General features: G+C 68.7%; 7 protein-coding genes. 4 read left to right on the top strand and 3 right to left on the bottom strand.

The genetic code is table 11. The annotated features are described in order from the left end of the window. Window positions 1-61: 61 nt before the first annotated feature. Window positions 62-2,485: an EAL domain-containing protein gene (locus ACSQ2G_RS06395; RefSeq protein ID WP_436029265.1), complete on the top strand. Its 2,424-nt coding sequence runs from the start codon at window positions 62-64 to the stop codon at window positions 2,483-2,485. A 70-nt stretch (window positions 2,486-2,555) separates the two neighbouring features. Here the strand turns inward: ACSQ2G_RS06395 and ACSQ2G_RS06390 are convergent, their stop codons facing one another. Together ACSQ2G_RS06390 and ACSQ2G_RS06385 are read right to left on the bottom strand one after the other, a co-directional pair. Beyond that, window positions 2,556-2,720, bottom strand: a complete 165-nt coding sequence (locus ACSQ2G_RS06390) for a hypothetical protein (RefSeq protein WP_436029263.1) — start codon at window positions 2,718-2,720, stop codon at window positions 2,556-2,558. Between the two features lie 237 nt (window positions 2,721-2,957). Then, entirely contained in the window at window positions 2,958-4,502 is a 1,545-nt protein-coding gene (locus tag ACSQ2G_RS06385; RefSeq protein WP_436029261.1) for a helicase HerA-like domain-containing protein, read from the bottom strand. A gap of 114 nt (window positions 4,503-4,616) precedes the next feature. On the opposite strand from ACSQ2G_RS06385, the gene ACSQ2G_RS06380 reads away from it, so the two are divergent. The 3 genes from ACSQ2G_RS06380 (at window position 4,617) to ACSQ2G_RS06370 (ending at window position 12,388) form a co-directional block, all read left to right on the top strand. After that, window positions 4,617-5,774, top strand: a complete 1,158-nt coding sequence (locus ACSQ2G_RS06380) for an AI-2E family transporter (RefSeq protein ID WP_436029259.1) — start codon at window positions 4,617-4,619, stop codon at window positions 5,772-5,774. 257 nt (window positions 5,775-6,031) lie between these two features. Then, window positions 6,032-10,882, top strand: coding sequence for an NAD-glutamate dehydrogenase (locus tag ACSQ2G_RS06375; RefSeq protein ID WP_436029257.1), 4,851 nt, complete (start codon window positions 6,032-6,034; stop codon window positions 10,880-10,882). Window positions 10,883-11,155: 273 nt separating this feature from the next. After that, window positions 11,156-12,388 (top strand): DUF418 domain-containing protein, encoded by a 1,233-nt coding sequence (locus ACSQ2G_RS06370; RefSeq protein ID WP_436029255.1) that lies wholly within the window; start codon window positions 11,156-11,158, stop codon window positions 12,386-12,388. 33 nt (window positions 12,389-12,421) lie between these two features. Here the strand turns inward: ACSQ2G_RS06370 and ACSQ2G_RS06365 are convergent, their stop codons facing one another. Further along, window positions 12,422-13,210: a dienelactone hydrolase family protein gene (locus ACSQ2G_RS06365; protein ID WP_436029253.1), complete on the bottom strand. Its 789-nt coding sequence runs from the start codon at window positions 13,208-13,210 to the stop codon at window positions 12,422-12,424. Window positions 13,211-13,367: the final 157 nt, after the last annotated feature.

Raw genomic sequence — 13,367 nt, 5'->3', positions numbered from 1 at the left:
AAACGCTTTTTTTGCATCTTGGCCGCTACAGGTTGCAGGTGACGCCCTGGGGGACCTGCTCTTGCTGAAGGTTTTGACCTGCCTGACGACGGAGCATGATCTGCGACTGGTGGTGGTCGCCGGCCTGATCTGCTTCGCCGCATGCTTCACGGCGTTCCGCCTCTATTCCCGCATGCGCGGGGCCAAGGGTGTGGTGCGGGCCGCGTGGCTGCTGCTGACCGGGCTGGTGTCCGGCTCGGGCGTGTGGGCCACCCACTTCATCGCCATGGTCGCCTATAGTCCCGGCCTGAAGACCGGCTACAGCCCGTCGGGCACCTTGCTGTCGCTGATGATCTCGGTGCTGTTCATGGCCGGCGGCTTCGCCGTCGCCTCGGCCCAGCGCACGCGCACCAACGACCTCGCCGGCGGCCTGATCCTGGGCATGGGTGTGGCCGCCATGCACTATACGGGCATGTCCGCCTTCGTGACCCAAGGCTTCGTGCAGTGGGAGCAGGCGACGATCGCCCTCTCCGTGCTGGCCGGCGTCGTCGGCGCGGCGGGGGCGCTGCAACTGGCTGGACGCGCGCGCAGCCTGTCCAAGCAATTGGGGGGCGGGCTGGTCCTCACGCTCGGGATCTGCGCCCTGCACTTCATCGGCATGGGCGCGATCACCATCGTGCCCGACCCGTCGATCAACGTGCCCGACCAGATGCTGTCGGGCGGCGTCCTGACCCTGGCCGTGACCTCGATCACCGGCATGATCATCCTGGGAGGGCTGGGCGCGGTGGCCATCGAGTCGTCGACCAGCCGCTCGGCCCTGGACCGCATCCGCCGCCTGGCCAACGCCGCCTACGAAGGCATCGTGGTGGTCCAGGACGGCCGTATCAACGACGCCAACGCCGCCTTCTGCGAACTGGCCGGCGCCGAGCTGGACGCCCTGCTGCGCACGCCGCTGTCCGACCTGCTGACCCTCGACAGCGACGCCCCGACCCGCGAGGGCCTGCGACGCGAAGGCGTGCTGCAGCCCGCCGACGGCGACCGCGCGATTCCGGTCGAGGTGTTTTCGCGCCTGATGGACGACGGCGCCCGGTCCGAAACCTCGGGCCTGACGGTGCTGGCCGTCCGCGACCTGCGCGAGCGCCGTTCGGCCGAAGAGAAGATCCGCTATCTGGCCGAGCACGATGGCCTGACCGGCCTGCCCAACCGCAATTCGCTGCAGGCGCGCCTGGCCGCGGCCCTGGATCGTGTCGAGGCTTCGGGCGAGAGCCTGTCGTTGATCTGCATCGACCTGGACCACTTCAAGGAAGCCAACGATCTGCACGGCCACCTGGCCGGCGACGCCCTGCTGGTCGAGACCGCCCGCCGGCTCCAGGACAGCCTGACCGGTTCGTCCTTCGCCGCGCGTCTCGGCGGCGACGAGTTCATCGTCGTTCAGGTGGCGGCCGGCGACCAGCCCGCGGCCGCCGCCGAACTGGCGGGCCGACTGCTGGAGACCTTGTCGACGCCGGCGACGTACGAGGGCCGGGAGCTGGCCATGGGCGCCAGCCTGGGCGTTTCGCTGTTCCCCGACGATGGCCGCACGGCCGAGGCGCTGCTGGCCAACGCGGACATGGCGCTGTACCGCGCCAAGGAAGGCGGCCGCGGCGCCTATCGCTTCTTCAAGCGCGAGATGGACGAGTCGATCCGCGAGCGCCGGACCATGGCGCGGGAGCTGCGCCAGGCGATCGCCGACGAGGAACTGACCGTCCACTACCAGCCGCTGGCCAGGGCGTCAGACGGCGAGGTCTGCGGCTTCGAGGCCCTGGTGCGCTGGAACCACCCGGCGCGCGGCATGGTTCCGCCGCTGGAGTTCATCCCGGTCGCCGAGGAGAACGGCCTGATCGCCCAGCTGGGCGAGTGGGTCCTGCGCCGGGCCTGCGCCGACGCCGTCGGCTGGGAACGGCCGCTGCGCATCGCGGTGAACCTGTCCCCGCTGCAATTGAACCAGCCGAACCTGCCGGCCCTGGTGCACGAGGTGCTGGTCCAGACCGGCCTGTCGCCCCGGCGGCTGGAGCTCGAAGTCACCGAGAGCGCCCTGTTCAAGGACTACCAGCGGGCGCTCGACAACCTGCGCCGGCTGAAGGCCCTGGGCGTGCGGATCGCCATGGACGATTTCGGCACCGGCTTCTCGTCGCTCTCGACCCTGCAGTCGTTCCCGTTCGACAAGATCAAGATCGACAAGAGCTTCGTCGAGAACATCCACCGTCACGACCGCGCGACGGTGATCGTCCGCGCCGTGCTGGGCCTTGGTCGGAGCCTGGATATCCCCTGCGTCGCCGAGGGGGTGGAGACCCAGGAGCAGATCGACTTCCTGCGGGGCGAGGACTGCGCGGAGCTGCAGGGCTATGCGATCGGTCGTCCCGCCCCGGTCGACACGCTTTCCGCCTGGACGCTGGCGAGCGAAGCCGCGGCGAAGCCGTCCGTGGCCGTGGCGGACAGGAAGACTTTAAAGCGCAAACGCGCCTGATCGGTGGAAGACCGTCTCACCCACCTCGTGCGCGGGCGAGCCTAATTCGAGACCACAGATGCGTGTCGGTTCAGCGGCCCATGACGACGAAGCCGAAGATCACCGCCACCCAAACCGCCAGGCTGAAGCCGGCGCAGAGGATCAGCGGCCATCGGATCTTGTACCGACGCGGCGCAGGCCGGGTGGCGCGCAGAAAAGGAGTGTGCGTTTGAACGTTCGAGGGACCGAACTTCATTTGCGTTTCCTCCGGCGCCCAGCTTGATCCAGGGTCTCTGCCCCGCCCGCCATGTACGCTCATCGATAAGAGGCCTAGATTAGCTCTAGCGCAAGGCATACACACGCATAGGGCGTGGAAAAATGCGTCAAATTCGCGCAATTCCGGCTGAGTGCCGCCCTTTCCCGCGGACAGGCTTCGATTTTCTCAGGCGAATCCGAAGCGTCGGCCCGGTTCACCGCAAGCTTTGCCTTTGATTTAGCGTCTCCGACTCATGCCGCCCATCAGGCCGCGCATGATCTCGCGGCCAGCCTGGTTGGCGATCGTCCGCAGCAGCGAGGTGGCGAAGGCCTCGCCCATCGACTGGCGGCTGGACGCGCGTGGACGCGGCGCGGCGCGCGTCTCCCGCGCCTCCTCCCGTTCGCGCACCTTCTCGGCGGCGACGCGCTGGCGCTCGGCCTCGGCCTGGGCGGCGGCGGCGTCGGCCTGCTGCTGGGCCTGGGCGGCGCGTCCTTGCAGGGTCTCGTAGGCCGAGGCCCGATCCAGCGCGGTGTCGTAGAGGCCGGCGACCGGGCTCTTGGCGATTAGGGCCGCGCGCTCTTCGGGGGTCAGGGGACCCAGGCGCGAGGCGGGCGGCCGGACCAACGTCTTCTGGACGACGCAGGGCGCGCCCTTGGCGTCCAGGGTCGAGACCAGGGCCTCGCCGACGCCCAGAGCCTGGATGGTCTCGGCGGTGTCGAAGGCCGGATTGACCCGGAACGACTGGGCGGCGGCCTTCAGGCCCTTCTGGTCGGCCGGCGTGTAGGCCCGCAGGGCGTGCTGCACCCGCGCGCCCAACTGGCCCAGGACGGCGTCGGGGATGTCGGCCGGGTTCTGGGTGACGAAATAGATGCCCACGCCCTTGGAACGGATCAGCCGCACGACCTGCTCGATCTTCTCCAGCAGCGGCTTTTCGGCGTCGTTGAACAGCAGGTGGGCCTCGTCGAAGAAGAACACCAGCTTGGGCTTTTCGGGATCGCCGACCTCGGGCAGTTCCTCGAACAGCTCCGACAGCAGCCACAGCAGGAAGGTCGAATAGAGCTTGGGCGACTGGATCAGCTGGTCGGCCGCCAGCAGGTTGACGTAGCCGCGACCCGCGGCGTCGGTGCGCATCAGGTCGGCCAGCTTCAGGGCAGGCTCGCCGAAGAAGTTCTCGGCCCCCTGGCTCTGCAGGGTCAGCAGCTTGCGCTGGATCGAGCCAACCGTGGCCGGGGCGACGTTGCCGTACTGGGTGCCGATCTCGGCGGCGTGATCGGCGACATATTTCAGCGCCGCCTGCAGGTCCTTCAGGTCCAGCAGCAGCAGGCCGTCCTGGTCGGCGACGTGGAAGACCACGGTCAGCACGCCTTCCTGCACGTCGTTCAGTTCCAGCAGCCGCGACAGCAGCAGCGGGCCCATCTCGGAGATGGTGGTGCGGATCGGGTGGCCCTTCTGGCCGAACAGGTCCCAGAACACCACCGGCGGGGCGGACGGCGTCAGGGTCAGGTCCATGGACGCGGCGCGGGCCAGCATCTTGTCGTTGGGGACCCCGATCGCGCCGACGCCCGAGAGGTCGCCCTTCACGTCGGCGGCGAACACCGGCACGCCGGCGTCCGAGAAGGCCTGGGCCATGACCTGCAGGGTGACGGTCTTGCCCGTTCCCGTCGCGCCCGCCACCACGCCGTGACGGTTGGATCGATCGAGACGCTGGGTCACCGGTCCGCTCTCCACGCTCCCTTGGGCCAGCCCGATGAGGATTTCGCCTTCGCCGATCGTCAGGGTCATACGCAACGTCCTTTGCCTTGAGAGCTTAAGCCTAGACCCGGCCTTGCGCCGCGCCAATCGCCTCGCGCAATGTGGCGACAGTCTTTTACAGACCTTTCGAGAGAGATCCCGCCGATGTCCATCTCCCCGTCGATCACCGGCCGCAACGCCCTGGTGTTCCTGGCGGTCATCGCCGGAGCCGCCGCGTTGTACTGGATGCGCGGCATCCTCACGCCCCTGGCCATGGCCGCGTTCCTGGCGGTGATGATCGACAGCTTCGCCCGCGTGCTGGTCGAGCGGTTGCCCAGGTTCCACAGGAACCTGGCCCTGCCGGCCGCGATCTTCCTGTCGATCGCCATGTTCGTCGCCGCGGTCTGGGTGGTGACCGCCAACGGCGCCAGCTTCGTCGGCCAGATTCGCGACTACGCGCCGCGCCTCAACGAGGTGATCGCCAAGGTCGCCTCGCTGGTCGGGATCAAGGTGGCGCCGACGATCGGCGACCTGATCAACCAGCTCAATCCCAGCAAGTACGCCGGGGCGGCGGCCCAGAGCCTGCAGAACTTCGCCTCCAACGCCATACTGGTGCTGATCTATCTGGGCTTCATCATCGCCTCGCGGCGGGGCTTCAGTCGCAAGATCGTCGCGCTCTATCCGCATCATGCCGAGCGCGACGGAGCGGTTCAGCTGTTCCAACGCATCCGTAACGGCGTCGAGCAGTACCTATGGATCCAGACGGTCACCGGCCTGATGATCGCCGCCGCCGCCTGGGTGGTGATGATGCTGCTGCGGCTGGACAACGCCCTGTTCTGGGCCTTTCTGATCTTCGTGGCCGCCTACATCCCGATCATCGGCGGGGCGGTCGGCTGCATCCTGCCGCCGCTGTTCGCCCTGGTGCAGTTCCCCGACAGCTTCTGGCCGGCCCTGATCCTGTTCGGCGCCTTGGAGCTGATCTTCTTCGTCGTCGGCAACGTCATCTATCCGCGCATGCAGGGCGACAGCCTGAACATCGACCCGACGGTCGTGCTGCTGTCCCTGGCGGTGTGGGGCGCGCTGTGGGGCGTGACGGGCATGTTCCTGTCCACGCCGCTGACCGTGGCCCTGATGCTGATCATGGCCCAGTTCGAGGGGACGCGCTGGATCGCCATCCTGCTGTCGGAGGACGGCGACCCCAGCGGCGCGGGCCTGGACCGCAAGACGCCGGGCGCGCCCGACAAGACTTCGTCCGACAAAAAAGCAGGTTCCACGTTGGCTTCGCGACAGAAGTCGACCAGGGGGACTTCAAATCCCAAATGACCTTCCTATCTAGATCCTGTCGGCAGCCCCCCATGCCGACCCCGCACGACGCAGACCGATTTTCTGGAGCGTCCGATGCGGAATCGCCCGCCTCCCCCCGGGCGGGCCCGCGCCGCCGGTTCCCCCCAACCGGCGGCGCTTCCGCGTCCGCGGCCGGTGGATATCCTTCGGTAAGATATTCTGTGCCTTTCCCGAGCTACGGTTGAAACCGGGCCCGAAAAGGCTAGGTTGTCGCCAAAAATTCGCGAGGAAATCCCATGGTCGGTGCAAAACTTGACCCCAAGGCGGCCGCTGCTCAATCCGACGGTTTGATTTCGGCCTTCGGCGCGGCCCTGGGGCAGGAGGCTATGACAGGGCCCCAGGCCCGGTTCGCGGCCCAGGTCCAGGAGGACTGGTCGGCCGAAGAGCTGCCGGGCTTCGATCCCACCGATGTCGCCCACGCCCTGGCCGACTTCTGGCGCTTCGGCGAAAGCGCTTCGGAGCCCCTCTCGATCCGCGTCCGTCCGGCTGTCCGCGCCGACGGGACCGACCTGAAGAGCGACCTGCTGGAGATCGTCCAGCCCGATCGTCCATTCCTGGTCGACAGCATCATGGGCGCCATCGCCGAGCACGGCTTCTCGGTGCGGGCCATGTTCCACCCGGTGATCGACACCCCGGACTTGGGCGAGGGGGCTGGCCGGCGCTCGATGATCCAGGTCTACCTGGCCCCCGTGGGCGAGGACCGCGAGGCCGCGCTGGTCGGGGCCGTCCGCGAGGCCCTGGCCGATGTCCAGCTGGCGGTCGACGACTTCCACGCCATGAAGGCCCTGATCCGCCGCTCGATCGAAGAGCTGCGCGCCTCCCAGGCCCCGATCCCCGAGGGCGAGCGCGAGGAGGGCCTGGCCTTCCTCGACTGGCTCGAAGGCGACCGCTTCGTGTTCCTGGGCGCGCGGGTCTACGACTATCCCCGCACCGCCGAAGGCGGCTACGCGGCCGAGGAGCCGCTGTATCAGCCCGAGGGCAGCCTGGGCGTGCTACGCGACCAGACCCTGACCGTGCTGCGCCGGGGCAGCGAGCCGGCGATCCTGTCGCCCCAGGTCCGCGACCACCTGCTGCTGGGCGCCCCCCTGGTGGTGGCCAAGTCGAACCTGCGCTCCAAGGTCCATCGCCGCGGCTACATGGACTATGTCGGCGTGCGCCGGTATGGCGCCGACGGCAAGCCGTCGGGCGAGGTCCGGTTCGTGGGCCTGTTCACCGCCGAGGCCTACGAGACGCCCGCCCACGAGGTGCCGGTGATCCGCCGCAAGGTCGAGCACGTGCTCACCGAGGCCGGCAAGGATCCGGAAGGCCACAGCGGCAAGCGCCTGCGCAACATCCTGGAGACCTGGCCGCGCGACGAGCTGTTCCAGATCTCCGAGGACGAGCTGCTGTCGATGGCCATGGGGGTGCTGCACCTCTACGACCGGCCGCGCGTGCGGCTGTTCGCCCGCCGCGACCCGTTCGACCGCTTCATCTCGGTGCTGATGTTCGTGCCGCGCGAGCGCTACGACAGCGGCGTGCGCGAGCGGGCCGGCAAGATCCTGGCGCAGGCCTTCGAGGGCCGGGTCAGCGCCTACTATCCCAGCTTCTCCGACGCGCCCCTGGCCCGTGTCCACTATGTGCTGGGCGTGACGCCGGGCAAGCACGGCGATCCGGACCTGGCGGCGCTGGAAGCCGCCGTCGCCGAGACCGCCCGCACCTGGGACGACCGCTTCGAGGCCGCCGTGCGCGACGGCGGGGCTCCGGGCCGTGTCGCCGAGACCCTGGCCCGCTGGCAGGGCGCCTTCCCGCCCGGCTATCGCGACCAGTACGACGCCGCCGAGGCCCTGGCCGACCTGGCCGTGGTCGATGACCTGGCCGCCGACGAGGCGGTACGGGTCCGCGCCTTCCGCCTGGCCGACGACGACAAGCTGACCTTCCGATTCAAGCTCTATCGCCCCGGCGCCGCCGCGCCCCTGGCCGACGTCCTGCCGATCCTCGAACACATGGGCCTGAAGGCGCTGATCGAGGACGGTTTCAAGCTGACGCCGGCCAGCGACACCCACGCCAAGGTCTGGGTCCACGAGTTCACCCTGCGCGACGAGCGCGGCGAGAACCTGTCGTTCGGCGACATCAAGACCGCCTTCGAGGCCGCCTTCGTCGCCATCTGGACGGGCCGGGCCGAGAGCGACGGCTTCAACCGTCTGGTGCTGGAGCTGGGCGTCGGCTGGCGCGAGGCCGCCCTGGTCCGCGCCCTGGCCCGCTATCGCCAGCAGACCGGCCTGGATCCCAGCCAGGGCGTGCAGGAGCAGGCCCTGTCGGACAATCCCGGTGTCACCCGCCTGATCCTCGACCTGTTCCGCATCAAGTTCGACCCGGCCGTGCGCGCCGACCTGACCGCCCGCGAGGAACAGGCCAAGGCCGTCGAGGCCGACATCAACGAGGCCCTGCAGGCGGTCGCGAGCCTGGACGCCGACCGCGTCCTGCGTCGCATCGCCGCCCTGATCGGCGCCATCCAGCGGACCAATTTCTTCCAGGTCGGCCCGGACGGCGAGCCCAAGCCCTATATCAGCTACAAGATCGCCTCGCGCGAGCTGGAGGACCTGCCGGCTCCCAAGCCCTATCGCGAGATCTATGTCTCGGCCCCGCACGTCGAGGGCGTGCACCTGCGGTTCGGTCCCGTCGCCCGCGGCGGCCTACGCTGGTCCGACCGCCGCGACGACTTCCGCACCGAGGTGCTGGGCCTGGTCAAGGCACAGCAGGTCAAGAACGCGGTGATCGTGCCGGTCGGCTCCAAGGGCGGCTTCTATCCGAAGAACCTGCCGCGCGGCGGAGATCGCGACGCCATCCAGGCCGAGGCGATCCGCGCCTACAAGACCTTCCTGTCGGGCCTGCTGGACATCACCGACAACATCGACGCCGACAACCGGATCGTGCCGCCGGCCAGCGTGATCGTCCATGACGGCGAGGACCCCTACCTGGTCGTCGCCGCCGACAAGGGCACGGCCACCTTCTCCGACATCGCCAACGGCGTGGCCGAGGACTACGGTTTCTGGTTGGGCGACGCCTTCGCTTCCGGCGGTTCGGTCGGCTACGACCACAAGGTCATGGGCATCACGGCCCGCGGGGCCTGGGAAGCGGTCAAGCGCCACTTCCGCGAGCTGGGCAAGGACATCCAGACCGAACCCTTCACCGTGGTCGGCGTCGGCGACATGAGCGGCGACGTGTTCGGCAACGGCATGCTGCTGTCCAAGCAGACCAAGTTGCTGGCCGCCTTCGATCATCGCCACATCTTCCTGGATCCCGATCCCGATCCCGCGACCTCGTGGGCCGAGCGCGAGCGGATGTTCAAGCTGCCGCGCTCGTCCTGGGACGATTACGACAAGAGCCTGATCTCCAAGGGCGGCGGCGTCTTCGCGCGCTCGCTGAAGACCATCGCCCTGTCGCCGGAAGCGCGGGTCCTGTTCGAGATCAAGGCCGAGACGGTGACCCCGGCCGAACTGCTGACCGCGATTCTGAAATCCAAGGCCGAGCTGCTCTATCTCGGCGGCATCGGCACCTATGTGAAGGCCAGGAGCGAGAGCCAGGCCGAGGCGGGCGACAAGGCCAATGACGCCATCCGCGTCAACGGCGCCGACCTGCGGGTCAAGGTGGTGGGCGAGGGGGCCAACCTGGGCCTGACCCAGGCCGGTCGCATCGAGTTCGCTCAAGCCGGGGGGCGCCTGAACACCGACGCCATCGACAACTCGGCCGGCGTCGACAGCTCCGACCACGAGGTCAACATCAAGATCCTGACCGGGATCCTGGAGCGCGGCGGCAAGCTGGACCGCGAGGCCCGCAACCGGCTGCTGCCGACCATGACCGACGACGTGGCCGGCCACGTGCTGGCCGACAACTACGACCAGACCCTGGCCCTGTCCCTGATGGAGAGCGACGCCGTCTCCGAGGTCGAGTCCCACGCCCGGTTCATGGCCGAGCTTGAGGCCAAGGGGCGGCTGGACCGCAAGGTCGAGGGCTTGCCGGAGGCGGGAGCCCTGGCCGAGCGCGCCAAGGCCGGCAAGGGCCTGACCCGACCGGAAATGGCCGTGCTGCTGGCCTATGGCAAGATCGACCTGTTCGACGACATCGTCGCCTCCCAGGCGCCGGACGATCCTTGGTTCGAGGCGACGCTGAAGGGCTATTTCCCGCCGGCCCTGGGTCCGTACGGCGACGCCATGCAGCAGCACCGCCTGAGGCGCGAGATCATCGCCACGGTGCTCGACAACCAGATGATCAACATGTGCGGCCCGACCTTTCCCAGCCGCCTGCGGGCCGCCGCGGCCTGCGACACCACCGCCCTGGTGATCGCCTTCGCCGCGGCGCGCGAGATTCTCGGGATCGACGTCCTGTGGGACCAGGTCGCGGCCCTGGACGGCAAGGTCTCGGCTAGCGGTCAGCTGGCGCTGTACAAGGCCCTGGCCTACGCCCTGCGCAGCCTGACCTTCTGGCTGGCCCGCCGGGCGTTCAAGGACAAATCGACCGTCGGCCAGCTGGTCGAAGCCTACGGGCCGTCGGTCAAGGCGCTGTCGACCCTGGGGACCACGATCCTCTCGCCGTTCGAGCAGAAGGCCTCGGCCAAGCGGGCCAAGGCCTATGTCGCCGACGGCGCGCCCGAGGCCCTGGCCCAGGCCGTGGCCGCGCTGCAGCCGATGACCACCGCTGCCGACCTTGTGGACCTGGGCAACGCCTCCAGTTGGTCGGTCGAGAACGTCGCCCGCCTCTATCACCAGGTGGGCGCGGCCTTCGGCTTCGACCGCCTGCGTTCGGCGGCCGGATCGTTCGTGGGCGGCGACGCCTTCGAGCGTCTGGCCGTCCGCCGGCTGATCGAGGACATGCTCGGCGAGCAGACGGCGATCACCCAGACGGTGCTGAAGTTCGCCGCCAACGCCCAGGCGGGCGAAGACGAGGTCTCGGCCAAGGCGGCGGTCAACTCGTGGGGCGCCCTTCGCGCCGAAACCGTCCGCGCCGCCAAGCGCACGGTGGAGGACATCGAACAGGCCGGCGGCGGCTGGACCTTCGCCAAGCTGACCATCGCCAACGCGGCGCTGCGGGGCCTGGCGACGGCCTCGTAACCTCGTTCGGGAAAAACCTGTCATCCCGGACAAGCTCGGCGAAGCCGGGCGCCGATCCGGGACCGCCGCAAGCGCCGAGCTCACGCGTCGGTCCCGGATCTTCGCGCTGCGCACTCGTCCGGGATGACAACCGTTTTCGGTGGCGATAGCCCTGCCTTGGAGGGATTGCTGGAGCGCTCCGGCGTCGCCATGCGACACCTCTGGGTTGTCTCCAAGGCCGAGCCGGTACAGGATCGGCTCCGGTCGGCGTGGGCCAGGCGTTTGGGGGGCTGCATGGTCAAGGATCGTATCGTTCTGCTGGACTCCCTTCGGGGCCTGGCGGTGCTGGGCATCTTGCTGTGCAACATCCCGATCTCGGCCGAACCTCACGAGGTGGCCACCAGCCTGACCCTTTGGCCGCTCGGCATGGCGCCGGCTTCGGTCGCGGTCTGGTGGGTCACCCAGGTGTTCTTCCAGCAGAAGTTCTATTCGATGTTCGCCATGCTGTTCGGCGCCTCGATCCTGCTGGTGGGCGGCGAGGGCGACGCCGGCCCCGACGCTGGAGAGCGTCGCAGGATCCTGGTCCTGCGCCTGGTCAGCCTGCTGGCGATCGGCCTGTTCCACGGCCTGGTCATCTGGCAGGGCGACGTGCTGAACACCTATGCGATCGTCGGGCTGCTGGCGATGTGGGCCCGCTCGTGGCCGGCCAAGCGCCTGCTTCAGGCCGGGATCGGCCTGCATCTGGGCCTCTCGGCCTGGGGCGCCTGGAACATGCTCAAGCACGCGGCCGAGGGCGGCGGCGACCCGCCGCCGGCCGCCATGGCCAAGTTCCTGGCCCAGGTCCATGCCGACAGCGCCCAGTACGCCGGGAGCTTCGCCCAGTCCTTCGTCCAGAACGCCAGGGACTATTGGGACTACGTGTCCGCCTCCTTCACCCAGTGGCCCCCGACCTGGCCCTTGCTGGTGCTGTCGCTGATGCTGATCGGCATGGGGCTCTACAAGCTGGGCGTCCTGACCGGCAAGGCCTCGACCGGCCTCTATCGCGGCCTGATCGGCGCGGGCCTGGGCGCCCTGGTGATCGTCGGCATGGCCGAGACGCTCTACATGGTGCTGCCGACCCATCCCTGGGCGCCGCGGGCCATGGCCCGCTGGCTGCAGAGCGCCACGGCGCCCGTGGTCAGCCTGGGCTATGTGGGGTTGATGATGCTGGCGGCCCAGGCCAAGGTCTGGAAGGCGATCCCAGCGGTGCTGGCGCCGGTGGGCCAGATGGCCTTCACCAACTACCTGAGCCAGTCGATCCTGATGACGATCCTGCTGTACGGCGGTCGTGGTCCGGGGTTGTACGGCAAGGTCGACCGGCCGTTCCTGGCGGGCGCGGTGGCGGTGATCTGGCTGCTGCAGATCCTGTGGTCGCGCTGGTGGATGGCGCGCTTCACCATGGGGCCGCTCGAATGGCTGTGGCGGCTGGCCTATCGCGGTCCCATGCCCCTGCGCCGCGAGCGCCCGACCGCGCCGGTTCCCGCCTGATCAGGCCATTCGGTCAGATCGCGTTCGGGGCGCTCAGCCAGCGCTCGTCACGACCAGGGCCTGGGCGAAATAGTCCTGCGTCCGGGCGAACAGGTCGGGGCGATACCTGGCGCGCGGATCGTTGGCGCGATCGTCGTCAAAGGCGTGGGTGGCGTCCGGATAGAAGAGCGTGTCCACCGTCACGCCGTCGCGCCTCAGCCGGTCGAGCGCCAGTTGCGGATATTTCCAGCCGACGACCTGGTCCTTGCCGCCAATCACCGAGAACACCTTGGGGCTCACCGCGTCGTCGAGCGCCCCGGTCCACCCGAGGCTGGAGGTCAGGGACGGATAGGCCGCGTACGGATAGACCAGCAGCGCGCCCTTGACCCGCGTCCGCAGCTTCAGGGGATCGGCGTCGATGATCCCCGTGGCGCGGGCTGCGTTCGCGCCGACCGCATAGCCGTCCATGATCGACCAGCCGCCATGGCTCCAGCCGGCGAGGAACACGCGCTCGGCGTCGGCCCAGGGCTGGTCCTCCAACCAGGCCAGCATCGCGAAGATGTCGGCGGAACGCTTGAGGCCCTGCAGCGTGGTTCCCGTGCAGACCGTCAGCTTGGCGCGCAGGGGCGAGATGCCGCGCGGCGCGAAGCTGTCGACCACCACGGCCGCCCAGCCGGCCTCGACGGCGACCTGGGCGTAGGTCTCCAGGAACGGCGTCTTGCCGCCGCAGCCGTGCAGGATCAGCGCGACCGGAAACGGCCCTGATCCCGACGGCCTGAAGATCCTCGAGGCGCCGGCGACCTTGCCGCCCCATTCCGCGGCCATCAGAGCGGCGCCGGCCATCCGTTTCTCCCGTTGGTCGCGAGCGACATGAAATTTTCAATACGGGGCTGCATGGCCCAATTCGAGACACTAGTTTGGTGTCACAAGAATCTGACCCATGTCGGGAAGCGCCGAAAGAGTGTCAAAACGATCTAGCGTTGTGGCGAAAAAATATGCC

This window comes from Caulobacter sp. LjRoot300, assembly GCF_964253875.1.
Taxonomy (GTDB): Bacteria; Pseudomonadota; Alphaproteobacteria; order Caulobacterales; family Caulobacteraceae; genus Caulobacter.
Note: the sequence above shows the minus strand (reverse complement) of the source record. Positions and strands in the feature narration are given on the sequence as shown.